The sequence below is a fragment of the Spirillospora albida genome, assembly GCF_000718255.1.
Lineage (GTDB): Bacteria > Actinomycetota > Actinomycetes > Streptosporangiales > Streptosporangiaceae > Spirillospora > Spirillospora albida.
The window spans coordinates 212998-237471 of sequence record NZ_JOFJ01000004.1; the positions used below are offsets into that span (position 1 = coordinate 212998).

General features: G+C 73.2%; 18 protein-coding genes and 1 pseudogene. 5 read left to right on the top strand and 14 right to left on the bottom strand.

What is annotated here, in order from left to right; translation table 11 throughout:
• Positions 1-7: 7 nt before the first annotated feature.
• From IE99_RS0107450 to IE99_RS0107465, 4 genes are read right to left on the bottom strand one after another with little or no spacing between them, the layout of a single operon-like run.
• The gene (locus IE99_RS0107450; RefSeq protein WP_030165664.1) at positions 8-1165 is read right to left on the bottom strand and encodes a thiolase domain-containing protein; all 1158 of its coding nucleotides are present in this window, start codon (positions 1163-1165) and stop codon (positions 8-10) included.
• On the bottom strand, positions 1158-2198 hold the full coding sequence (locus IE99_RS0107455) for a thiolase domain-containing protein (RefSeq protein ID WP_030165666.1): 1041 nt from the start codon (positions 2196-2198) through the stop codon (positions 1158-1160). The genes IE99_RS0107450 and IE99_RS0107455 overlap by 8 nt, the downstream gene beginning before the upstream one ends.
• On the bottom strand, positions 2198-3127 hold the full coding sequence (locus IE99_RS0107460; protein WP_030165672.1) for a Zn-ribbon domain-containing OB-fold protein: 930 nt from the start codon (positions 3125-3127) through the stop codon (positions 2198-2200). The genes IE99_RS0107455 and IE99_RS0107460 overlap by 1 nt, the downstream gene beginning before the upstream one ends.
• Positions 3117-4682, bottom strand: coding sequence for an acyl-CoA synthetase (locus IE99_RS0107465; RefSeq protein WP_030165674.1), 1566 nt, complete (start codon positions 4680-4682; stop codon positions 3117-3119). The genes IE99_RS0107460 and IE99_RS0107465 overlap by 11 nt, the downstream gene beginning before the upstream one ends.
• 154 nt (positions 4683-4836) lie before the next feature.
• Here IE99_RS0107465 and IE99_RS0107470 point away from each other — a divergent pair, with 154 nt between their 5' ends.
• From IE99_RS0107470 to IE99_RS0107490, 4 genes are all read left to right on the top strand, one after another.
• Entirely contained in the window at positions 4837-5649 is an 813-nt protein-coding gene (locus tag IE99_RS0107470; RefSeq protein WP_030165676.1) for a crotonase/enoyl-CoA hydratase family protein, read from the top strand.
• A gap of 199 nt (positions 5650-5848) precedes the next feature.
• Positions 5849-6292, top strand: a complete 444-nt coding sequence (locus IE99_RS0107480; protein ID WP_030165678.1) for a hypothetical protein — start codon at positions 5849-5851, stop codon at positions 6290-6292.
• A 78-nt stretch (positions 6293-6370) separates the two neighbouring features.
• The gene (locus tag IE99_RS0107485; protein WP_030165681.1) at positions 6371-6883 is read left to right on the top strand and encodes a SigE family RNA polymerase sigma factor; all 513 of its coding nucleotides are present in this window, start codon (positions 6371-6373) and stop codon (positions 6881-6883) included.
• A complete protein-coding gene (locus IE99_RS0107490) occupies positions 6880-7749 on the top strand; it encodes a hypothetical protein (protein WP_030165684.1) in 870 nt (289 codons plus the stop codon). The genes IE99_RS0107485 and IE99_RS0107490 overlap by 4 nt, the downstream gene beginning before the upstream one ends.
• A gap of 53 nt (positions 7750-7802) precedes the next feature.
• Here IE99_RS0107490 and IE99_RS0107495 read toward each other — a convergent pair whose 3' ends face one another.
• Together IE99_RS0107495 and pgfA are read right to left on the bottom strand one after the other, a co-directional pair.
• Positions 7803-8912, bottom strand: a complete 1110-nt coding sequence (locus IE99_RS0107495) for an NAD(P)H-dependent flavin oxidoreductase (RefSeq protein ID WP_030165688.1) — start codon at positions 8910-8912, stop codon at positions 7803-7805.
• A gap of 182 nt (positions 8913-9094) precedes the next feature.
• Positions 9095-10234 (bottom strand): cell envelope lipid trafficking protein PgfA, encoded by a 1140-nt coding sequence (gene pgfA / locus IE99_RS0107500; RefSeq protein WP_051712186.1) that lies wholly within the window; start codon positions 10232-10234, stop codon positions 9095-9097.
• 203 nt (positions 10235-10437) lie between these two features.
• Between pgfA and IE99_RS32955 the strand changes: the two genes are divergently transcribed.
• On the top strand, positions 10438-11679 hold the full coding sequence (locus IE99_RS32955; RefSeq protein ID WP_084219344.1) for an acyltransferase family protein: 1242 nt from the start codon (positions 10438-10440) through the stop codon (positions 11677-11679).
• A gap of 1012 nt (positions 11680-12691) precedes the next feature.
• Here IE99_RS32955 and IE99_RS32960 read toward each other — a convergent pair.
• The 8 genes and pseudogenes from IE99_RS32960 to IE99_RS0107545 all read right to left on the bottom strand — a co-directional run.
• Positions 12692-15883, bottom strand: a pseudogene (locus IE99_RS32960) (alpha-(1->3)-arabinofuranosyltransferase domain-containing protein); the annotation flags it as partial.
• Between the two features lie 64 nt (positions 15884-15947).
• Positions 15948-17243, bottom strand: coding sequence for a glycosyltransferase family 4 protein (locus IE99_RS0107515; RefSeq protein WP_030165699.1), 1296 nt, complete (start codon positions 17241-17243; stop codon positions 15948-15950).
• On the bottom strand, positions 17240-18046 hold the full coding sequence (locus tag IE99_RS0107520; RefSeq protein ID WP_030165702.1) for a glycosyltransferase: 807 nt from the start codon (positions 18044-18046) through the stop codon (positions 17240-17242). The genes IE99_RS0107515 and IE99_RS0107520 overlap by 4 nt, the downstream gene beginning before the upstream one ends.
• 17 nt (positions 18047-18063) lie before the next feature.
• Positions 18064-18195 (bottom strand): hypothetical protein, encoded by a 132-nt coding sequence (locus tag IE99_RS33365; RefSeq protein ID WP_281176507.1) that lies wholly within the window; start codon positions 18193-18195, stop codon positions 18064-18066.
• A 50-nt stretch (positions 18196-18245) separates the two neighbouring features.
• Positions 18246-19928, bottom strand: coding sequence for an MmpA family trehalose lipid delivery protein (locus IE99_RS0107530; RefSeq protein WP_084219346.1), 1683 nt, complete (start codon positions 19926-19928; stop codon positions 18246-18248).
• Between the two features lie 12 nt (positions 19929-19940).
• Positions 19941-22037 carry an acyl-CoA dehydrogenase family protein gene (locus IE99_RS0107535; RefSeq protein ID WP_030165707.1) on the bottom strand — a complete coding sequence of 699 codons (2097 nt, stop codon included), beginning with the start codon at positions 22035-22037 and terminating at the stop codon, positions 19941-19943.
• A gap of 62 nt (positions 22038-22099) precedes the next feature.
• On the bottom strand, positions 22100-23332 hold the full coding sequence (locus IE99_RS0107540; RefSeq protein WP_157610116.1) for a flagellar basal body-associated FliL family protein: 1233 nt from the start codon (positions 23330-23332) through the stop codon (positions 22100-22102).
• Positions 23333-23407: 75 nt separating this feature from the next.
• The gene (locus IE99_RS0107545) at positions 23408-24256 is read right to left on the bottom strand and encodes an EI24 domain-containing protein (RefSeq protein WP_245623095.1); all 849 of its coding nucleotides are present in this window, start codon (positions 24254-24256) and stop codon (positions 23408-23410) included.
• Positions 24257-24474 lie beyond the last annotated feature (218 nt).

Below are 24474 nucleotides of genomic sequence, written 5' to 3' on the forward strand. Positions count from 1 at the left end.
TGGGGGGTCAGGGCTTCTCGCTGCCGACGATCCACATCGAGAAGAACTGGGCGCCGCCGCCGTAGGCGTGCCCGAGAGCGCGCCTGGCGCCGTCCACCTGGTGCTCGCCGGCCTGGCCGCGCACCTGCAGCGCCGCCTCCGCGAACCGGATCATCCCGGACGCGCCGATCGGGTTGGACGACAGGACGCCGCCGGACGCGTTCCACGGGATGTCGCCGTCCAGCGCGGTCGCGCCGGACTCCGTGAGCTTCCAGCCCTCACCCTCGCCGCAGAACCCGAGGTTCTCCAGCCACATCGGCTCGTACCAGGAGAAGGGGACGTACACCTCGGCGCAGTCCAGTTCGCGGCGCGGGTCGGTGATGCCGGCCTGCCGGTACACGTCCGCGGCGCAGTCCTTGCCGCCCTGCGGGCTGACGGTGTCGCGGCCCGCGAACATCATCGGCTCGGAGCGCATCGCCGTGCCGTGCACCCACGCGGGCCTGTTCGGCGCCTTCTTCGCCGCGTCCTCGGAGGCGAGGACCATCGCGCAGGCGCCGTCCGACGACGGGCACGTCTCCAGGTAGCGGATCGGCTCCCACAGCATCGGCGTCATCTCGACCATCTCTCGGGAGATGCCGGGGATCTTCAGGTGCGCGTACGGGTTCTTCAGCGCGTTCTCGCGGTCCTTGACCGCGACGAGCGCGCCGATGTGGTCGGGGGCGCCCGACCGGCGCATGTAGGCGCGGATGTGCGGCGCGAAGTAGCCGCCGGCGCCGACGACGAGGGACGTCGTGAAGGGCGAGTTCACCGTCAGCGCCCACGTCGCGTTCGACTCCGACTGCTTCTCCCACGCGATCGTGAGGACCCGTTCGTGGACGCCGCCCTGGATGAGGCTCGCCGCGACGATCGCCGTCGAGCCGCCGACGGAGCCGGCGGTGTGCACGCGCATCAGCGGCTTGCCGGTCGCGCCGATCGCGTCGGCGAGGTACGGCTCCGGCATCATGACGCCCTCGAACAGGTCGGGCGCCTTGCCGACCACGACGGCGTCGATGTCCTTCCAGGTCAGCCCGGCGTCGTCGAGGGCGCGCCGGGCCGCCTCGCGCAGCAGCCCCGCCATGGAGACGTCCAGGCGCTTGGTCTTGTAGGCCGTCTGCCCGATCCCGATGATCGCGCACGCGTTAGCCATTGTTCTCTCCAGACAGGACGCAGACGAGATTCTGCTGCAGGCACGGGCCCGACTGGGCGTGGCCGAGCACCTTGGACGCGCTGCCGTCATGGATGCGGGACGCGGCCTCGCCGATCCGGATCAGGCCCGCGGCCATCGGCGGGTTCGCCGACAGGGCACCGCCCGACGGGTTGACGTCCACGTCCTCGCCGAGGCCGAGGGCCTCCCGCAGGATCAGCTCCTCGTGGCTGAACTGCGCGTGCAGCTCCGCAATCTCGATGCCGGCGGCGCCCGCCCTCTCGCCCGCGAGCCGCGCCGACGCCGAGCGGCTCAGGTCGCGGACGCCCGGCGAGTGCGCTTCGCTGCGGTGGTCGATGCCGGTGATCCACGCGGGCCGCTCGCACAGCTCCCGCGCCCGGTCGCCCGCCGCCAGCACGATCGCGGCGGCGCCGTCGGTGATCGGCGCGACATCGTGCGGGTAGAGGGGCGCGACGTCGTACTCGTCGCCGTCCTCCGGGTCGGGCAGGTGCAGGGCGAACGGGTTGTCGCGGCCGGACGCCCGGGAGCGGGCCGCGATGGCGCGCAGGTCGTCCTCCTTGGCGCCCGAGCGCTCCATGTAGGCGCGGGCCTGGAGCGCGGCGAGCGACACCTGGTCGACGCCGAGCGGCGCGAGCAGGTACGGGTCGAGCTGCTGCGTCATGATCGTCCGCAGGACGCCCTGGGTGCTCTTGCCGAATCCGTACACGAGGGCGGTGTCGATCTCGCCGTGCTGGAGCTTCACCCACGCCTCGTACAGGGCCCACGCCCCGTCCATCTCGACGTGGCTCTCCGAGATCGGCGGCCACGCGCCGAGGACGTCCAGCGCCGACACGAACGAGAAGGGCGCGCCCTGGAAGTAGTCGCAGGAGCCCGAGCAGGTGAACCCGAACCGGCTCAGCCCCGTCTTCTCCTTGATCTCGGTGATGACCGGAGCGAGGATCTCCGTCTCGTGCAGGCCCTGGTCCTCGCCGCTGTGCTGCGTCTGGACGAAGGCCACTACTGCGATCTCGCGCATCACGTGTAGTCCTTGATCGCCTCGAAGGGGAGGTCGGGCTCGTCGAGAGGCTCGAACCACTTGATGTTGTTCATGGTCCGGCCCCACTCCTCGCGCGGGCGCCAGGCGGCCTTGACCCGCATGCCCATCCGGACCTGGTCCGCCGGGATGCCCGCGACGAGCGTCAGCATCGTCAGACCCGCGCCGTCCAGCAGCACGTAGGCGGAGACGAACGGCACCTCGGGGGCGCGCGGGTCCGGGATGTTGTTGACGGCGAAGGTGGTGACGGTGCCGGTGTGCGGCAGCTCCACCTCCTCGGTCGTCGGGACGCCGTCGCGCGGGCAGATGCCCTTCATCGGGACGATGACCTGCTCGCACACCGGGCACCTGTCACCGAGGATCCGGCCCTCGGACACGCCCTCCAGGAACCGCTGGAGCGTCCGGCCGCCCTTCATCCGGTACTCGAGCCGCGTCGGCGCGTTGATCATCGTGACCTCGGGGAGGAAGCACTCGATGTCGCCGATCCCGCCGGTCCGCTCGTCCCGCCACTTCGGCCGGACGCGCATGCCCGTCTTCAGGAACTTCGGGGGCTTCGCGCCCTCCTCGAACACGCCGACGTCGAGGGCGTGCAGCAGCGCGGTGTCCGCGCCGTCCGGGCGGATCAGGGCCCACGCGAACGGGCGGTCGAGGGGGTGCTCCTTCAGCGGGCGCGGCACCCACGACCACGTCGTGACCGTCCCCGCCGGGCCGACCTCGACGTACTCGCCGGTCGTGTCCTCGCTGGTCTCCGGGTCGTACTCGGCGGGCGGGACGAGCACCTTCCCGGCGGCGGTCCTCACGCCGGTCAGCCGGCCGTCCCGCAGATCGCTGAAGAACCGGCCGATGACCGGGCCCACCGAGCGCGTGTACCCGCCGGGGAACTCGAGAATGTGGTTCGGCTCAGATGGCAACGTCGCGGTCCTTCCAGAACGGGTCCCGCAGCTTGCGCTTGAGGAGCTTGCCGTTGGGCTCGCGCGGCATGGTCTCGATGAAGTCGATCGACTTCGGCCACTTCATCTTCGCGAGCCGCCCCTCGAGGGACGCGAGGATCTCCGCGGCCAGCTCCGGTCCGGCCTCGGCGCCCTCGGCGGGCTCCACGACGGCCTTGATCTGCTCGCCCCACTCGTCGTCGGGGATGCCGAACACGGCCACGTCCGCGACCTTGGGATGCATCGTGATCTCGTTCTCGATCTCGGCGGGGTAGATGTTCGCGCCGCCCGAGATGATCATGTCGGCCTTGCGGTCGGACAGGAACAGGAACCCGTCCTCCGTCAGGTAGCCGATGTCGCCGACGGTGAAGTAGTCCTTGAGGCGGTTCTTCTCCGTCTTCTCCTTGTCGCCCTTGTACTCGAACTCGACGCCGGCCATCTTCATGTAGATGGTGCCGTGCTCGTTCGGGCCGAGCGGCTCGCCGTCGTCGTCCACGATGAGGAGCTCGCTGATCGGCCAGGCGTTGCCGACGGTGCCGGGGTGCGCGCGCCAGTCCTCGGGGCTGGCGATCGTGCCGCCGCCCTCCGTGGCCGCGTAGTACTCCCAGATGCAGTCGCCCCACCACTCCAGCATCTGCTGCTTGATGGGCACCGGGCAGGGCGCGGCCGCGTGGATCGCCCACTTCATGGACGAGACGTCGTACCGGTTCCGGACGTCCTCGGGCAGCGACAGCAGCCGCTTGAAGTGCGTCGGCACCATGTGGGTGTTGGTGATCTCGTACTTCTCGATGGCGCGGAGGGTGTCCTCCGGGGTCCACTTGTCCATGTAGACGAGCGTGTGGCCCATCTGCAGCGCCGTCCCGCCGAACTGGGTGACGGCCGTGTGGTAGTTCGGGGAGGTGATGAGGTGCGCCTGCGGCTCGCCGCCGGCCGGCGTCCCCGGCGTCATGCCGAACATGCCGAGCAGGAACGTCATCAGCTCGGCGCTGTCGTCGGGGTCGATCCCCATCAGCGCGCGCTTCACGCCCTTCGGCCGCCCGGTCGTCCCGGAGGTGTAGTGCATGGTGGCGCCGTTGCTGCGGTCGTCCGGGAGCGTGTCCGGCTGGTCCGCGACCAGCTCGGCGATGGGGCGGAACCCCTCGACCTTCCCGTACGCGAACCGGCGGCGCGGGTCGAGGCCCGCCTCCTCCGCCGCGCGCACGCCCTCGCCGGCGTACCGCTCGTGGACGAAGAACGCCTTGGCCTCGCTGTCGGCGACGATGTACCCGATCTCCGGACCGGTGAGGTGCCAGTTGATCGGGGTGTAGTACCAGCCGGCCTGCAGCGCGGCCAGGTAGAGGACGAGCCCCTCCACGCCGTTCGGGACGAGGCCGCAGATCGCGTCGCCCTTGCCCAGCCCCATCCCCCGGAGGCCGTGGACGAGCCGGTTCGCGCGGGCCAGCAGTTCGCCCGCGGTGTACTCCGTCCCGTCCGGATCGACGGCCGCGACCCACTCGGGCTCGGCCTGAGCCAACCGCCAAAAGCCCAACGACCCCATCGGATCTCCACTTCTGATCGACGGTGAGCGCCGTCACACGGCGGCGCCCGGCGAGCAAAGTAGATCACGTTCTCGTTTTGCGAAGCAAGACCTGTTGGGAACGCATCCGCTTAACTAGAATCTGTTCTTGTTTCTGCTGCGATGGAGGAGAACCATGGCGGACCTGCTGGACATCAGCACCGAGCACTGCACCGTCGAGCGCGACGGCCACGTCGTCATCGTCACGATGAACCGGCCGGAGGCCCGCAACGCGCTGAGCTCGAGCATGCTCGTCGGGCTCGCCGACGCCTGGGCCTACATGTCGGACACGCCCGAGGTGCGGGTGGGCATCCTCACCGGCGCCGACGGCACCTTCTGCGCGGGCGCCGACCTGAAGGCGATGGGGCAGCAGCCGACCGACCCGCGCGTCCGGGAGCGGATGCAGCAGATCCCGGACTTCCACTGGAAGGGCCTCCTGCGCGATGGCCGGCCCACCAAGCCGCTCATCTGCGCCATCGAGGGGTACGCGGTCGCCGGAGGCACCGAGCTGCTCGTCGGCACCGACCTGCGGGTCGTCGCCGAGTCCGCCACCCTCGGCCTGTTCGAGGCGAAGCGCGGCCTGTTCCCGATGGGCGGCAGCGCGATCCGGCTCACCCACCAGATCGGCTACGCGAACGCGATGGACATCCTGCTCACCGCCCGCGCGGTCACCCCGGCGGAGGCCCTGGAGATGGGCCTCATCAACAAGATCGTCCCGGACGGCCAGGCGCTCGCCGCGGCCCGCGAGCTCGCCGACCAGATCGCCGACTGCGGCCCCCTGGCCGTCCAGGGCATCCTCCGCACCGTCCGCGAGACCGCGCACCTCCCCGAGGAGGAGGCCCTCAAGATCTCGGACGAGATCGGCTGGCCGATCATCGGCTCCGAGGACGCCAAGGAGGGCTCGCGGGCGTTCAAGGAGAAGCGCCCCGCCGTGTTCGAGGGCAAGTAAGCACAGTGTTCGAGGGCAAGTAGGCGCCGTGTTCGAGGGCAAGTAGGCGCCGTGTTCGAGGGCAAGTAGGCACAGCGTTCGAGGGCAAGTAGGGGCACGACCGGTTAACGGGCCGTCCGAAATTCGACCCGACGTTTCGGACGGCCCGCCCTGCGGGATCCCGTGGTCGCATACGGAACCGCAGAAGGAGTGACCGGTCATGGCCCTGCACCTTGGACGCACGAAGACCGACACCGCCGACACCGCCGGCGCGCCCGCCCCGGCCCGCCGCTCGTGGCGGCCGAGCCTCCCCCGCCGCGGCGCGCCCCCCGCCGACGAGACCGGGCGGACCGTGGTCGTCGACCGCCGGCCGCGCCGCCGGTGGCTGCGCAGCCGGCACAACCCGGTCAGCGCGATGATCCTGGCCGCGGGCTGGGCCGCCGCCGTGATCCTCGCCCTCGGCATGCTGCTGACCTGGGGCGAGGCGAACCCGGGCAACACGCTCGTGGACGCCACCCTCGACACCGGCCGCTGGCTCGCCACGCCGTTCCACGACGTCTTCACCCGCAGCGACCCCGACGAGCAGCTCTACATCAACTGGAGCATCGCGGCCGTGGTCTACTACCTCCTCGCGCGCGCCTTCTCGTGGATGACGCGATTCTGACGGCCGACAATCCGGATCCGGCGGCATAGCCGCGGGGGCCTCCCGGCGTCTGTAGGTGTGACACCGAGGGAGGTCTCCGTGAACCGACAGGCACGCGAGGACTTCACGCAGTTCGTCGCGGCACGGTCGGCCCGGCTCATCAGGACGGCGTACGTCCTGGCCGGCGACCAGCACGCCGCCGAGGACCTGCTGCAGACCGCGCTGACCAGGACGGCCGCCCGCTGGCGGCACGTCCGAGGCGACCCGGAGGCGTATGTCCGCCGGGTCATGTACAACGAGCAGATCAGCCGCTGGCGGCGGCGGGGACGCGAGTCGGCGATGGCCGACGTCCCCGACCTCGCCGTCGCCGACCGCTCCGGCGAGGTCGACCTGCGGCTCGCCCTGCAGCGGGCACTGCTGGCGCTGCCGCCGCGAAAGCGCGCCGTGCTCGTCCTGCGCTACTTCGAGGATCTCCCCGAGAAAGAGGTGGCCCTGATCCTCGGCTGCTCGGTCGGCACGGTCCGCAGCCAGACGCACAAGGCGCTCACCCGGCTCCGCGACATCGTCCCCGATCTGGCCACCCGACTCGAGTTCGCCGGAGGTGCGGCATGACCGACCAGATGCTCAAGGACGCGCTGGAGGGCATCGCCGACCGCGCCGAACCGGTCGACGGCATGGCCGAACGCGCCCTGAAGGGCGCCCGCCGCCGCCGGACCGTCCGGCTGTCGGGGGTCGCCTCCGCCGTCGCCGTCGCGACCGCCGCCGCGATCGCGGTCCCCATCGCGGGACAGCCGGACGGCGGCCGCACACTCGCGGGCCCCAGGGACGGGACCACGGCGAACACCGCCGCCGAGCGGGCCCTCGCGCGGGCGTGCCTGCGCAACGGGCCGCCGGCGGGCCACATGGGGCAGGACCGTCCCGACATCGGAAAGGCCCGGGACTTCTGGCTGCTCGTCGCCGTCAAGGAGAACAGGCGCCACCTCGCCCTTGTGGGCGGCACCAGCGGTTTCGTCCTCTGCTCGGGCAGCGACGCGACGGGGAACGCCGACCTCCCCACGTTCCATCGCTGGACGAAGGCGTTCGAGGGCGCGCTCAGCGTGGACGCGATCGGGCACCTGCAGGCGGCCTCGCCGAAGGGCGTCCGCGACGACGGTCATGGCATCGTCTTCGCCGTGGCGGGCCGGGTGAAGCCGCAGGTCTCCCGCGTCCAGGTCACCTGGACCGGCGGGCGCACCGTGTGGGCCACCGTCGACAACGGCTACTACATCGCGGGGACGCCGGGCAGGCGGATTCCCGACAAGGGGGCGACCGGGCCGATGTCCGATGGGGCGATGAAGGACGAGGATAGGAAGGTCACGTCGGTGACGGCCTACACGGCCGGCGGCGGGGTGGTCGATCGGTGGCGGGCGGGGCCCGGAGAGGGCGGGATGTTCTTCCACGAGGACTGCCCTCGCACCACGAGCACGTCCCTCTGCTGACGTGGAATGCCCCTGCCGCTTCCACGGCAGGGGCATTCCGAGGCCGTACGAGGTCAGCCCTCGGTGATGGTGTTGAGGCGCTCGATGGCCTCGACGTACTCCTCGATCAGGTCGTAGACGACCTGGGCGGCCGGCTTGACCTGGTTCATGGAGCCCACGATCTGGCCGACGGGGAACGTGACCAGTTCGCCGTCGCCGGACCGCTGGATGCGCGGCAGGGCGTCCGCGATCAGCATGAACTGCATGGGCATCGGCAGGTAGCCGGGCGAGTTCTCGCCCTCCCACGCCTCCGTCCACGCCGTCTTGAGGAAGCGGGCCGGCTTGCCCGTCCAGGCGCGGGACCGGACCGTGTCGCGGGAGGTGGCCTGCAGCAGCTTCGGCAGCGCCCGCTCGGGGGTGTCCGCCTCGTCCACGGTCAGCCAGATCGAGCCGGTCCAGACGCCGTCGGCGCCGAGGGCCATGCCCGCCGCCATCTGCCGGCCCCGGCCGATGCCGCCCGCCGCGAGGACGATGGTGTCCTCGCCGACCGCGTCGACGACCTCGGGGATCAGGACCATCGTGGCGACGTCGCCGGTGTGGCCGCCCGCCTCGGTGCCCTGCGCGACGATGATGTCGACGCCGACCTCGACCTGCTTCCTCGCGTGCCGGGCGTTGGACGCGAGGCCCGCGACCTTGACGCCGTGCTCGTGGGCCTGCGCGACGACGTCCGCCGGGGGCGGGCCGAGCGCGTTGGCGAGCAGCGCGATCGGGTGCTTGAGCGCCACCTCGACCTGGGGGCGGGCCGTGGCGTCCGTCCAGCCGAGCAGCGCCTTGCCGGCCTGCTCGCTGGGCGGGTCGACGCCGTGCTCGGCGAGCAGGTTCTCCAGGAACTCCTTATTCTGCGCCGGGATCATGCCCTGGAGCTTGCCGAGGAGTTCCTCGGCGTCGCCCATGTCGGCGCCCTCGTACTTGGCGGGCATCACGACGTCCACCCCGTAGGGCTTGCCGCCGCAGTGCTCGTCCAGCCATTTGAGCTCGAGTTCGAGCTCCTCGGGGGTGAAGTGGAGGGCGCCGAGGACGCCCATGCCGCCCGCGCGGCTCACCGCGGCGACGACGTCGCGGCAGTGACTGAACGCGAAGATCGGGTACTCGATGCCGAATAGTTCGGTGACTCGTGTCCGCACGCCCCCGACCCTAAGCGCGCCGGAACAAAACTGCAACAGGTTCTAGTTAGCGATTTGCGCCGATGTCCCGAGACCAGGACGAATCGCCTTGAACACAGCTAGAACAGGTACCAGTGATCACTCTGGACGCGCGAAGGCCCCCGTCCCGGAAGCTTCCGGGATGGGGGTCTTCGCGGAAGGAGTCAGCGGCCTCGGCCGGTGCCCTGGGGGCGGCCCTTCGGGTCGCCGATCCGGCGCGGGCGGTTCGGGCCCGGCTTCTGGGCCTGCTTCGGCGCCGGCGGCCGGCTCCCCTCGCGTGCGGGCGGCGCCGCCGGCTCCGGCTCCACCGGGGGGACGTCGCCGAACTTGCCGTCGGAGCGGCGCGGGGCGGGCGGCGCGGGCGGGGCGGCGGGGGCGGCGCGCAGGCCGATCATGGAGCCGATCACGAGGAGCAGCAGCCCGATGAGGACGCCGCCCAGCGGGATGAAGCTGCGCACCAGGTTGATCTGCAGGGCCGTGCCGTTCGACATGTCGACGAGCTTCTTCTGGTCCTCGTCGATCGTGATCAGCTCGGCCTGCGCGACGATCATCTTGCCGCGGCCGTCGGGGGTCTGGACGGTGCTGCGGATGTTCTGGCGGTGCTTGACCGGGATGCCGGTGCGCGGGTCCACCCAGACGGAGTTGTACGCCTCGGTGTAGCGGTCGACCCTCTGGTCCGGCTCCGTGGCGGCCATGCCGAGGAGCCGGGCGGGGACCTTGGTGTCCAGCGACGCCGTCTTCGTGAGCGGGATCTCCTGGGTGAACCGGTAGGCGGTGATCCCCTTGATCTTCTCGGCGCCGTTGTACCGCATCGGCGCCGGCCGCCGCGTCGACATGTCGAAGAACGGGTAGTCGCGCTTCTGCACGTTCGCGATCGGGAACAGCAGCCCGTACCCGGACATGTGGACGCTGCCGTCGCCGTCCACGTTCGTGCCGCAGCAGTTGGTGAGCTGGCTCGTCCGGCGGTCGAACGCGATCCGGTAGCCCTGGATCTGGACGGGCTTGTCCGGGTTCGCCGTGTCGAAGATGTTGGTGGAGGAGTCCCAGACGGCGATGTCGTCGTTGCCCTCGTTGGCCCGGACGTCGCCGCGGACGGTGTTGATCGCCCTGAGCGTCGCACCGGTCTTCTGCTTGAGCGTCGCGGTGTCGAGGTAGGTGGCGTTCCGCGCTTCCAGCCGCGTCATGTTGTAGCGGTTCAGCGGCGCCCTGACCATCTGGTCGGCCACATAGAACCGCACGAGGGGCGCGAGCGTGAGGAAGAACGCGCCCAGGCAGATCAGGATGGCGCCGACCGGTCGCCGCATGGAAAACCTCCGGAGAACAGCCGTCGATTCCCGACCTAAGGGTCGGATCCGGCATGTCCGGTCACTTTACAGGACCCCTTGAAATGCCCGTCCAATAGCTTCACCGGCCCCCGCCCCGGCGGGCCGCGCTCTTGCCTCCGCGCCGCCACCTGCGGGTAGGCTCCGCGCATCCTGCGGAAGACGGACGGCCGGGAGGTCATGGCATGAGGGTCGCGGCTCCCCCGATCTCGGGTCATCAGAACACCCTCGACGGCCTGCGGGCGGTCGCCGCGCTCGCCGTGCTGGTGTACCACGTCTCCGCGGACGCGGGGTCGCTGACGAACCCGGACGGGGCGCGCTGGCTTTTCAACGGCGGGCAGCTCGGGGTGCCCGTCTTCTTCGTGCTGTCCGGGCTGCTGCTGTACCGGCCGTGGGCGGCCGCGGTGCTGGACGGCCGGCCGAAGCCGGGAACCGGGTCGTACCTGTGGAAGCGGGCGCTGCGGATCCTTCCCGCCCTCTGGGTGCTCGTCCTCGTCTACATGGCGACGCTCGGGCGCGGCCACATCGACGATCCGGTCACGTGGGCCGCGCTGCTCACCCTCACCCAGACCCTCATCCCGGACCAGTGGTGGCCGCCGCTCGGCCCGCCGGAGCTCGGCCAGCTCTGGAGCCTCGCCGTCGAGGTCGGCTGGTACCTGCTGCTGCCCGCGACGGCGTCCGTCCTCGGCTGGTGGGCGCTGCGCACCCGCAGCCCGGACGTGGGGGTGCGCGCGAAGCGGCTGCTGATCGCCATCGGCGCGTACGGCGCCCTGTCCTTCCCGTACACGGTGCTGATGTTCTGGCCGGGGCACCGGCCCGGTCTCGGCATGTGGCCGCCGCGGTACTTCGCGTGGTTCGCGATAGGGATGGCGCTCGCGGTGGTGACCGTCTGGGCGCGGCTGGACGAGCGGCGCCCGGTCGCGGAGCTGTGCCGAGCCGTCTCCGACTCGTGGGCGGCGTGCTGGACGGCCGCCGCGATGTTCTTCGTGATCGCGGCGACCCCGGTGACCGGGCCGCTGTGGCTGGCCAAGGACCTGTTCTGGACGTCCGTGCTCGACCTGGTCTTCAGCGGGCTGTGCGCCGCGGCGCTGGTCGCGCCGGTCGCGCTGGCCCCGGCGGGGCATCCCGCGCTCGGCGCCGTCCTCGGCAACCGGGTGATGCGCTTCCTCGGCCGGATCTCCTACGGCCTGTTCCTCTGGCAGCTCATCATCATCCACCCTTGGTTCGTCCAGACGAACCGTCTGCACCAGGGCGATATGGCGCTGGATCTTCCGCTTCTGACGGTGGCGACCATCGCAGCGGCGGTGGTGAGCTACTACCTGGTGGAGTGGCCGGTGCAGCGGTGGTCCCGGAGGCGGGCGGAGCGGCGGGCCGGGCGGCCCGCGGAGCGGCGGGAGAGGGTCCCGGCCGCGCCGCGTCCCAGCTGAGCTCGATCCGGCCCCGGCCGCCCGGCCGCCACAGCTCGACGGCGATCCGCGCGGCGATGGCGACGCCGAGCAGCTGCGGGACGAGTTCGGCCGCGACCCCGGAGGGGCTCGCCGGGTTGTCGATCGCCTTCAGCCAGTGCGCGGCGGCGAGCGAGCCCGTCCCGGCGAGCATGAGCAGCGCGATCGTCCACGGGGACGCGATCGCCCGCACCACGGCGGAGCGGCGGGTCCGGGCCCAGCCGCTCAGGACCGCGACGGCCCCGCCGACGGCGAGGCCGGGCAGGCCCGCCGTCCAGACGGCGAGAGCGGCGGCGAGGCCGAGGGCGGCCCAGGCGGGCCAGCCGGTGCCGGCGACCAGCGCGCGGCCGCTCCCGCCCCGGTCCCGGCGGCCGGCCGGCCACACCGCGGCGAGCAGCAGGAGCAGCAGCAGGTTGAGGCCGATCACGACGGCGAGCCGCTGCGCCCGGTCGGGTCCGTAGGCGAGGGTGACGACGCCCTTCGTCCCGGCCGGGACGATCCACGCCTGCTTCCACCCGTCGAGGCGGACGGCCCGCAGCTCCCGGCCGCCGACGGTGGCGCGCCAGCCCTTGTTGTGGTTCTCGTTCACGGTCAGGAACGACGTGGCGGCGGCGTCCACCTCGACCTTCCGGGACCCGGCGCCCCAGCTCAGCACCTTGACCGGCCGCGGCGCGGCCGTCTGGTCCCGCGCGGCCGCGCCGATCAGGACGCCGTCGACGCGGTAGCTGTCGAACGGCACGGCGGTCAGCCGGTTCTCGCCCGCCGCGACCGACGCCCTGCGGCACGCCGCGAACCGGATCGGGCGCCCGTCGAGCAGGTCCCCGAACGTGCCGGTGGCCTGCGTCTGGACGTCCGTCCCGCCGAGCCGGAGCTTCGGCCCGAACCCGCACGGCAGCCGCAGCGCGACGCCCCGGACGTCCGGCAGCGGCTTGACGCCGGGCACGGTCAGGTCGGTGACCTGGATGGGCGAGAGGCGCCCGTCACGGCGGAAGGTGAGCGTCACCCGGTCGGTGGTCATCGGCGCGAACGCGAGCCGCCCCCGGTTGTCGGCGAGGACGTCGCGGACCTCGCCGCGCGCCCCCTCGACCCGGACCCGCAGCGGCCCCCCGACGGCAGGGGGACGCGTGAACGACAGGGAGGACACCTGCTTCGCGCCACGCCACCGCACGGTCAGCGTCGGCGCGTTGTCCTTCTCCCCCGCGATCCAGGTCGTCGCGGGGTCGGCGTCGAACGCGGAGCGGGGCTGGTCGGCGGGGTGCTCGGAGAGCACGGAGTTCGCGGCGACCACCGCCTGCCCGGGGAAGGACGTGTAGCGCTCGATGAGCCGGGGGTCGGTGAGGACGGCCGTCCCCGTGATCGGGACGCGGCCGGCCGGGGCGGCGGTGAACACCCGGTCGAAGTCGGCGCCCTCCTCGTCGCGGGCGCCGATGCGGGGGTCGCAGACCCACCGCTCGCTGCCCTTCATGCACTGCGCCAGCGCGCCCGGCGCCCGGGTCAGCGCGTGCACGGACGCGCCCGCCGCCCGGGGTGTCGTGTAGGTGCGGGTCGCCCTGATCCCCGGGACGGTGAGCTCGGCGATCGCCGCGCGGGCCATCACCCGGATCGCGGGCTCGGACGCGAGGGCGGTGATCCGCACCCGCACCCACCGGGTGGGGCCGGGCGGGGTGCGCAGCGCCTGCGCGTCCGGGACCGCCCGCACGGACTGCTCGAGCCGTCCGCCCTCGGTCTCGACGGAGACGCGTGCGACGGGCGGGCCCGGCTCGCCGTTCTGCACGAACACGGCCGACAGGCCGCCGATCTCGCGGGAGGACTCGAAGTCGACCCGCAGCCACTCCCCGACCGGGCCGGACCAGCCGCCGGTCTCCCACGCGGTGAACGGGTCGCCGTCGAGCGCCGCGTACGGGATCGCGCCCGGCTTGCGGGCCTGCGGGATCGCGTCCTCGCCGCCGCGCGACGCCGACGCGGTGACGTTCCGGACGCCGCCGCCGTACGTCGCGGTCGTGGCGTACCGCTCCCAGCCGTCGTCGAGGACGTCGGAGGCGCGCTTCTTCTCGGCCGCGGTCAGCGTCGGGGACGTCTGGTGCAGTTCGCCGAAGTTGCGGCGGACGAGCCGGAGCGTGTCGGTCCCGAGGACGGGGCCGCCGCTCAGTTCGGTCGCGTCGTCGTTCAGCAGGACGGGCCCGGCCGGCAGGGCGCCGAGGTCGGCCAGTGCCAGCAGCGACTCCGGCCCCCCGTGCACGCGGGCGGGCGCGGCCGCGTCGGCGAGGCTCGCGACGGCGGCGGCGCCGGCGACCTCGTACACCTCCAGCGCCGGGTACTTCTGGTCGACGGCCGACACCGCGTCGTCGTGCAGGTCGCCGCCGGTCGGCTCGCCGAACGCCGCGACCCTCCGCAGCCCGGACGCGCCGTCCAGGGCCTGGTGGAGCCGGGCCGGCCAGCCGCCGCGCAGCGCCTCCCGCCGCAGGTCGTTGCGGACGAGCACGAACCGGACGCCCATCCGGCCGAGGTAGGCGCCGAGGCCCGGCGACGTCCGCCCGGTCCGGACCGTCTGGTCGATCGCGTCCATGGCGCGCGTGTACCCGGGCGAGCCCGCCGGGACGAGCTGCCGGACGCCCCACCGCGCCGACAGCAGCGGCTGGACGATGTCGTCCATCGGGCGGCCCCACAGGTACTCGCCGAACGGCGTCCCGGGGACCGCGAGGACGGCCTGCTGCCCGGCCCGCGCGTTGAGCCAGGACGCCGCGTCCCGCCAGTGCTTCGGCACGTCGGTGAACGTGCCGGGGCCCGCGAGGCCGTGCGAGAAGGCGGTGGCGCCGATCCCGCCGAGCGCGACGGCTGCGGCGACGGGCAGGCTGACGACCGCGCGGGCCCGCAGGCGCCAGGCGGGCACGGCGTCGACCCCGAGGCTCCGCACCGCGCCCGCCCTCCTGGCCTCGTCCGCCTCCCTGCGGTGGCGGACGGCGGCGGCGAGCAGGTGCGCGATGCCGAACGCGAGCGGCAGCCGGATCACCGCGTCGAACTTGTGGACGTTGCGCAGCGGGGCGAGCGCCCCGTCCAGCAGGTCCCGGGTCTGGCCCGCGAACGGGCCGGGGACGTCGCCGATGTGCCCGGCCGACATGATCGCGAGCCCCGCCAGCAGCGTCAGCAGCAGGAACGTGCGCTCGGGCAGCAGCCGGGCGAGCAGCCCCGCCAGACCGAGGGCGGCGACGACCCCGGTGCAGATGATCGCGACGGGGCCGGTGGACAGCGCGTGCCCGACCGGCCACCAGACCTGGCCGTCCACATACAGGTAGTTGACCCAGCGCTCCCCGCCGCGCAGCACGTTGATCAGCCCGGTCGGGCCGGTCGTCGTCGCGGCCTTCTCGGTGTAGGTCAGCCAGGAGAACCCGTACGTGCCGGTGAGCAGCAGCGGCACCAGCCACCAGGCGGACGCGGCGGCGGCCGCCACCGACCACCAGGCGGTGAGGCGCATCCGGTACGCGCCGCGCGGCCGGGTCAGCAGGAAGACGGCGGGGACGACCAGCACCGCGACGGTCGCGGTCGCGTTGATCCCCCCGCAGCAGGCGATCGCGAGGCCGGACCGGGCCGCCGCGCGGATCCGCCCGGTCCCGCCGGTCGCGGCGGTGGCCAGCGGCAGGATGATCCACGGCAGCATCGCGACGGGCAGGTACTCCGAGGAGATCTGGCCCAGGGTGGCCAGGCCGTTCGGCGCGAGCGCGTACGCCATCGCGGCGAACATGCGGGAGGCCGGGGTGCCGATGGCGAGCCGTTCCGCGAGCCGCCGCGTCCCGGCGAACGCGAGGCACATCAGCAGCGCCAGCCAGAACCGCTGGGTGATCCACGGCGGCATCCCGGCGAGGTCGCCGAGCGCGAAGAACGGCCCCATGGGGAAGAGGTAGCCGACGGCCTGATTCTGCAGCTGCCCGAACTGCTCGGGATCCCACAGGTGCAGCGCCCGGCCGAGGAACCCGAGCGGGTTCACCGCCATGTCGATCTTGGTGTCGGCGAGGATCGCGCCGGGCCGGGTGCCGAACGCGAGCGCGGTCAGCGCGAGGCAGCACGCGAGCGAGCGCAGCCGCTCCCGCAGCCGGGCGACGACCTCCTCGGCGCGGGCTGCCGGGCCCGGAGCCGTGACGGGCCGGCGGGGGGCATCGGACCGCGACGGGTTCGCCTCGCCCACTGCCATACTCGCGCTCCCCTTCTCGTGGGCCGCCCCTACCGGGCCCTCGCCCGGACTCCGGGCCTCCCGGTCATTCCGGGCGGCCGAGGAGGCGCTCCCCCGGGGTCGCGACGCGGGGGGCGCCGCGCAGCCCGCCGGGGTCGGCGAGAAGCTCGTCGCGCGCCGGGCCCTCCACGACGCGCGGGTGCTCGTCACCGTATACGTGGACGACGTGTGCCCCGTCACCCCCGGACGCCGCGGATCCGGTGCGGACGGCCGCGGCGAGCAGCACCGCCATCCGCTCGGCGCTGCGGGCCCAGTCGAACTCTCCCGCCCAGGCGCGGCAGGCCGCCGCGATCTCGCCGCGGCGCGCGGGGTCGTCCAGCTCCTTCAGGGCGCGTTCCACGATGTCGGCGAGGTCGTCGCCGGATCGGGTGAGCCAGCCCGTCTCCCCGTCCCGGACGGCGTCGCGGAGCCCGTCGACGTCAAAGGCGACCGTCGGGACGCCGAGCACCGCCGCCTCGATCACGCTGAGCCCCCAGCCCTCGCCCTGCGACGTGCTGAGGTGCAGCCGGGCGCCCGCGACCAGCGCGTTCTTCACGTCCTCGGGCACGTAGCCGTGGGCGATGACCGTCCCGCCGAGGCCGCGCCGGTCGATGTCCGCCGCGAGCGCGGCCGCTTCCGGCCCGTCGCCGACGATGTGCAGCCGGGTGCCGGGCCGGCGGTCGGCGAGGCGGGCGGCGAGGTCGAGCAGCCGGTCGACCCGCTTGTGCGGGACGAGCCGCGTCACGCAGACCAGGTCCTCGCCGCCGCCCGGGGCGGCGACGTCCGGAACCGAGGAGCCGTTGGGGACGATGTACGTGGACCCCGTCCAGCCGAGCCGTTCCCGGACGGCCCGCATCGTGGACGGCGACACCGCCACGACGGCGTGCCGCCGGTACGTCCAGCGGGTCACCGGCCCCTCCAGCAGGCGGCCGAGCCAGGCCAGCCACGCGGGGAAGTACAGCCCGAACTGCCCGTCGTGGACGTGGTGGATCACGCAGAACACCGGGACGCGGCGCCGCAGCGCCCACGGCGTGAAGAACGGGATGCCGTTCTGGCAGTCGACGACCGCGTCGAACGACCGGCGGTGCGCCAGCGTCCACAGCAGGACGAGGGGGTACACGGTGAACCGGCCGCCGAGCCGCACGAACTCGACGCCGTCGACCCGGTCGCGGCGGCGCTGGCCCGGCGCACGGCAGGTGACGTAGCGGACCCGGGCGCCGCGCGCGGCGAGCCGCCGCGCCAGCTCCCAGGCGTACCGTTCGGCGCCGCCGGCGGCCGGATGCCAGGGGTCGCGCCAGTTGACGACCGCGATGCGCAGGCCGTCCACGTCCGCGGCCGTCATCCCGGTCCGGCGCCCGACGCCGAGGGCAGCCCGTCTCCGGGCAGGACGATCTCCGGTGAGGGCGCCTGCGCCGGGATCAGGGGCCGCGTGGTGCCCGTCCGGATCCGCAGCAGGTCCATCAGGATCGGCAGTGAGTGCTTCCTTACCGAGAACGTCGATCCGGGCCGGTCGCGCCACACGACGGGGACGGTCGTCACCTCGGCGCCGCGCCGCACGCAGTGCGCGAGCAGTTCGACGTCGAAGGCGAACCCGGTGGTGTGCAGGTCGGCGGCGGCGGCGCGGCCGACCTCTCCGGCGAAGAACTTGAAGCCGCACTGGGTGTCGGGGATGCCGCCGGCGAGCGTCCGGACGATCCGGTTGAACGCGAGCGCGCCGAGCCGCCGGACGGGCAGCGAGTACGCCTCCACGACGGAGTCGGGGTGCCGCCGCGATCCGACCACGACGGGCGAGCCCGCCCGCAGCAGCGGGACGACCTCGTCGAGCGCGGCGAGGTCGGTGGCCATGTCGGCGTCCATGAACCCGATGTAGGGGGCGCGGGTGGCGAGCAGCCCGGCCTGGACGGCGGCGCCCTTGCCGAGCCGGTCGCAGCGCATCACCCGCGCGGGCACGGGGCCCGTCCAGGCGCGGACGATGTCGGCGGTGCCGTCGGTGCTGGCGTTGTCGACGACGAGGATCTCGGCGCGCAGCGGCAGTGCCGCGAGCCGGGCGCCCAGCAGGTCCAGGCCCTCGGGAAGCCGGCCGGCCTCGTTGCGGGCGGGGACGACGATCTCCAGTTGTGCGAAGCCGTGCGGGCGGATCCCCATCTGGGTGCGGCGCGGGGTCAGCGGGAGCCGTAGTTGTACAGCGGCTTGATGACCGGGTCCTTCTGGGACGCGTTCGTGAGCTGCACTGCACCGAAGGAGGCGCCGGCGGCCAGAATGCAGCCGACCAGAGCGGAGAGGGCGATGCGCATCGGGGGACCTTTCGGCGGGGGAGTAAGGGGGTACTGGCTGGTAACCGAAGTCACAGGGTAGTACGTGGAGCGACAATTAACCACAAAATCCCGACACTCACCACGATCCACGCCAAGACCACGGGAACCACCGGAACGCGGTCATCGTAGGCGGTTACGGGGCCTTCGACCCGGTAGAGGGCCAGGTCACGGCTTCGCAACACTTCCACCAGCCCCTCGGGCGCGGTTCCCGGAACCCGCGCCCCGGGCACCTCGGCGGTCGCGTCCACCACGACGAACCGGACACCTTCCTCACGCAGAGTGACGGCGGTCAGGGGGGCCGCCTTCTCGATCCGGACGGCGCGCGGATCCTCCGGCGCGACCGTCGTCCCGCCGACGCGCACGGCGTCGTTCATGATCACTCGCCGGTGGTGCAGGAACCGGGGCAGCGGCTCCAGAACACGGCGGTCGTGGTTCCAGGGATAGCCGCGGTAGGCCGCCCACGGCAGGACCAGCACGTCCCCGGGGGCCTCGTCGGCGGCCACGATCTGCCGCGCCCGGGTCCACGCGTCCGGGTACCGGACGGCCCGAAGGTCGCCCGCCGCGCCCCAGGCCAGCGTCGGCAGCAGCAGGACGGGAACGAGCACCGCCCCGGCCGCGACCACCGGCAGCCGGGCGTCCATGGCGCGGTCGGCGGCCGCCCCCAGCCCGACCGCGACCACGACGGCGAGCGGCGCGACGAACTGCTGCCCGTCCCGGAACACCGCGAACCCGGCCCACAGGCCGATCAACCCGGCCAGGACGGGCGCCGCCACGGCGCCCAGCGCGGCGACGGAGAACCCGGCGCCCGCCGCCGCGACCTGCCCCGGCTCCCGGACCCACCGCCAATGGGCGGCGAGCGCGACGACCACGACCGCCAGCCACAGCGCCGCCATGACGGGCGTCCCATAACCCCGGGGGACGGTCTCCCCGTTCCATACGCCGCCGAGCATCAGCAGGCTGCCGAGCGTCCCGAACGGCGTGTCGGCCCGCGCCGCGAACGCCTCGACGCCCGCCCCGTCCTCCGGCACCCCGCCCGGACGCAGCAGCCCCGGGACCAGCCACGGCAGGCTCAGCAGGGCGAGCGCGCCCGCGACCCGGGCCCCCGCCCGCACCCGTTCGGCGAGCGCCCGCCCGGAGAGGACCGCCACGACCAGCGCGGCCGTCCCGGACACGGCGAGCGCCGCGAACCCCCCGATCGCGGCGGGCAGCAGGCGGAGCAGGAGCCGCCGCCCGCCGCCGCGCTCCCCCGTCCGGGCGGCGGCGCCGACGACCCACGGCAGCGCCGCGTAGCCGAGGAGCAGCGCCCACTGCCCGAGCAGCAGCCGCTCCGCGACGAACGGGTTCCAGGCGTAGCAGACTCCGGCCGCGAGGCGCGGCACCGTCCGGTCCGAGGGCACGAGCGACGCCGCCGACGCGCACGCCATCACGAAGATCGCGAGCAGCACGAGCTTCTGCCCGACGTCGGCCGGGAGCACCGAACCCAGGGCGGTGACGAAAACGTCGCTCGGGACGTGCCGGGGCACCGTCCCCGTCAGCCCGAACGTCAGCCGGGTGAACGCTGGATCGGGCACGAACACCATGTCGTAGGACAGGACGAACCCGGGCGCGAGCCCCGGCCCGATCGCCAGGAGCCCCAGCCCGAGCCCCGTCAGGGCGGCGGCCAGGTGCCGCCCGCTCCCGCCTGGAAGACGTCCTGGAAATCGTGCCCGCATGGTGCCCGAACGTTACCCGCCGGCCGGCTCGGGGTCGCGCGGCAGCCCGAGGATCCGCTCGCCGATCACGTTGAGGTTCACCTCGGTGGTGCCGCCGCCGATCGACATCGCGCGGGACGCCAGGAGGTAGCGGGTCCACTTGGGCCGCAGCGGGCCCTTCCAGCCGCCGGTCAGCGCGCCCTGCTCGCCGAGGAGCGTGAATCCGAACTCGGTGACCTGCTGACCGTGCTCCATCGCGACGAGCTTGCGGACGTTCGCCGTCGCGCCCGGGTCGGTCCCCGACAGCTGCTTCAGCGTCGCCCGCAGCCCGAGCAGCGCCATCGCGTGCTCGTCGCACGCGAGCCGCCCGAGCCCGTCCCGGACGAGCGGGTCGTCCCCGGCGTCCAGCTCGCCGATCAGCCGCACCAGCTTCGGCACGTCGCCACCGAGCTGGAACGACTTGGTCAGGCCGACCCGCTCGTTCGCCAGCGTGTTGCGCGCGACGCGCCAGCCCTCGTTCACCGGGCCGACGACGAGTTCGTCCGGGACGAACACCCCGTCCAGGAAGACCTCGTTGAAGACGGCGTCGCCGGTGCACTCCCGCAGCGGCCGCACCTCGATGCCCTCGGACGCCATGTCGACGAGGAAGTACGTGATGCCGTCGTGCTTCGGCCGGCCGGCGTCGGTCCGGGCGATGCAGATGCCCCACTGCGCCTCGCGCGCGAGCGACGTCCAGATCTTCTGCCCGGTGATGCGCCAGCCGCCCTCGACCCTCTCCGCCCGCGTGGACAGCCCGGCGAGGTCGGAGCCGGCGCCCGGCTCGGAGAACAGCTGGCACCAGATGATCTCGCCCCGCAGCGTCGGCGGCAGGAAGCGCTCCTGCTGCTCCGCCGTCCCGTACCGCACCAGCGACGGGACGACCCACGCCGCGATCATCAGCGGGACCGGCCTGACCTTCGCCGCCTTCAGCTCCTGCTGGATCACGACCTGCTCCAGCGGACCGGCGTCCCGTCCCCACGGCTTCGGCAGGTGCGGGGTGACCCATCCGCCCGCCGCCATCTCGGCCCGCTGGGTGAGCGGGTCCATCGCCGCCAGCCCGGCGACCGACGCCCGGATCTCCTCCCGCAGCGCGGCGGCGTCCTCGGGAAGCTCGATGTCCATGGGACGCCGGACGCCCGCCAGCGCCAGCGCGGCGACCTCCGCCCGGTGGACGGCGGCCTTTCCGAGCACGGCCCGCAGCGTCAGGGTCCGCCGGTAGAACAGGTGGGCGCTGTGCTCGTAGGTGTATCCGACTCCGCCGTGCACCTGGATGTTGCCCTCGGCGCACGCGACCGCGGCGTCGGCGGCGAGCGCACCCGCGACCCCGACGGCGTAGGCGCGCTGCCCGTCCTCGTCGTCGAGCGCCCGCGCGGCGTCCCACACCGCGGCCCTGGCCCGCTCGACGGCGATGAGCATCCGCGCGCACCGGTGCTTGACGCCCTGGAACTGCCCGATCGGCCGCCCGAACTGCACCCGCAGCTTGGCGTAGGAGACGGCCTCCTCGGTGGCGCGCCACGCCACGCCGCACGCCTCGGCCCCCAGCAGGACGGTGGACAGCGCCCGGACGTCGACGTCCAGGAACCGCTCCTCGGGGACCTGAAGCCCCTCCACCGTGACCGACCCGGAGGCCCGGGTCAGATCGAGCGACTCGACCTCCCCCACCGAGACCTCGTCGCGCCGCAGGACGACCCAGCGCTCCCCCACCGGCAGGACGAGGACGTCGGCCTCGGGGGCTCCCACGACCGGCTCCACGGTGCCGGAGAGCGCGGGGCCGGGAGGCAGCGAGCCGCCGACCAGCGCCACGCACCCGCGCAGGGAGCCGTCCGCCAGCCCGGGGAGGAACTCCCGCATCCCGCCCGCGTGGAGCACGGCGGACGCGAGAACGGTGGGCGCGTAGGGCCCCGGCACGAGGGCGCGCCCGAGCTCCTCCAGCGCGACGGCCTGCTCCAGCAGGCCGAACCCCTGCCCGCCGACGTCCTCCGGCAGGTGGAGCCCCGCGAACGCCGCCCCGGCGGCCGCCGGATCCCGCTCGGCGAGTCCGCGCACGGACGCCGCCAGTGCCTCGTGTTCCTCGGTCAACCCGATCGCCATGCCCACACCTCTCATTCAGGGTGGGCACAGCCTACGAGACCCGAACGGGATTCGGTTAAGCCTCAGCCCGCGATCTTCAGCTGGTTGACGAACTGGTTCAGATCGGGCCACATCTTCCGGTGGGTGTTCGGCACGGACGCGAACACCACCGCGGGCGTCGGACGCCCGGTGTCGATCACGGCGGTCAGCACGACCTCGCCGGTCGCCCGCACGCCCGCCCGCTTGTAGGTCAGGTACGAGGCGATCAGCCAGCCCTTGCGCCCGTCCACGGTCAGGGCCTGGGACGCCAGCGGCGCCTTCCGGTGCGGGAAGGCGTAGTACTGCTGCTCGAACCCGCCGGCCGCGAGCGCCGCGACGTTCTTGACGCTGTCAGGGCCTTCGTACGCGCTCTGCAGCGTCGGCACCAGCGTGCCGGTGAGCAGCTGCCCGTACCAAATCAGCCCGGCGCGCTTCTCCGTCACCAGGATCTGCTGCCCCGACCAGCCCGAGACACCGAGCTTGTTCTGCTTCGTGGGCACCAGCCACGGCGACGCGAGCCGCGGGTACGACAGGCCGGAATGCGCGTCGGCGACCCGTCCGACGACCCGGCTGGGCCGCCCCGAGAACCGCGCCAGCTGCTTGTCCGGCGGGGCCTGGACCTGCTGCTCCTTGGGCTCGGCGGCGGTCGACGCCGGCCTGCCGCTCGGCTTCTCCGGCTCGTCGTCCCCACCCGTGAGGAAGTAGACGCCGCCCGCCGCCAGCACGGCGACGACCAGCAGCCCGACACCGCCGATCAGGACGAGCCGCGAGCGGCCGCCCTTGTCGAAGTCGTCCTGCGGCGAGGAGGGGGCGGCGCCCAGCTTGGCGTCGGCGGCGGCCTCGTCGGCCATCCACTCGGGCATCTGCCAGTTGCCGCTGCTCGGCTTGCCGGGACGGGCGGGCTCGGTCGACCCGGTCGGCACGGCGGGCACGTAGCGGGGGTCCCCGGCGCCCTCGCCGAAGAGCGACTCGTCCTCGTCGACCGGCGCGACCTTGACGTCGTCGACCTCGGGCTCCGCCGGAGGAACCGGCTCGGGCTCGGGCTCCGGCTCGGCGGACGAGACCCCCCAGAAATCGTCACCGGCGGGTTCGGCGGGCCGCTCGACCTTCCCCCAGACGTCGTGCCCGTCGTCCTCGGCGGGATCGGCCGGGGCGGGCGCCCGCACCTCGGGCACCTTGGGCTCGGGGAACGCCACGGGACCGTCGTCCCTCGGCTCTCCCCCGCCGCTCTCGCTCATATCGGTCCAGCGCGCACCGCGCTCCCCCTGATCGGACATGCGGCACACGTTACGCGAAGATCATCACTTGCGTTCCGGCAGGCCATCACGCATTGGACACATCTTCCTATCGCCTCAGCCCTGCACCGGAACCCCGGAGTCACCGCCTGTAATCCCCGGTGTCACGGCCACCCGCTCCCGCACGAGCAGCGTCGCGCCCGCCACCGCGCCGGGCATGGCGAGCACCGCCCCGAACGGCACCAGGAAGATCAGGAACGTGGCCACTCCGAACCCGAGGACGACGGGCCGCCGCCGCTTCAGCAGCGCGAACCGCTCCCTCCGCATGACGCCCCGCCGCTCGAGCGCGACGGACGTCAACTCGCTCGCCAGGAAGTACCCCGACACCACGGCGGCCACCGCGGGAACCACCGTCTGCCCCACCAGGGGCAGGAACCCGCACACGAAGAACACGAGCGCGAACCCGACCGCCACGACGCCGAGCAGCGCCGCGTCCTTGAGGGCACGCCACACCGACACCAGGAAGGGAACCTCGACTTCGGGCGGCGCCCCGCCCTCCGACTCCTCGACCCGCGCGGAGATCGCCTCGTAGAACGGGTCGCCCACGAGCAGCGTGAGAGCGGTGAACGTGAGAATCGCCACGAAGAGGGCCGCCCCGAAGATCGTCACCCCCGCGACCACCCGCACGGAGGACCGCGCCGAGGACGACCAGTCATCGGCGAACGGCGTGAGGGCGCCGACGAGATCCCCGAGGTTCAACGCCAGCGCCCCGAGCGCGGCCACGTAGGCGACCAGCACGATCAGCGCCGGGATCAACCCGAACAACCACTGCGCGGGCCGCCGGGCGACCCACCCGATCCCGCGGAACAGATATCCGGCACCACTGAGGAAGTCCTTGAACCCCGACGTCCGCGGGGGCGACTCGACGGGAGACCCGGAGGGCACGGGGGCATAAGGCGCATTCACCCGCCCCAAACTACCGCCCACCCCCGATCAGCCCGGCACACCCGCCCGATCCGCTCCCCCGGCCAGGAGGGGGTTCGTTCCCCGGGAATCGAGGGCGAGCCACCCGCGCCTCCGCCGGCGACCCAAGCCGGGAGGGGGCGTGGGGGCGAAGCCCCCACAGCCGGGGGTCCGGCGGTCGCCCCCCGGGAGAAATGACGAAGACGACCCACGCCCGCGCT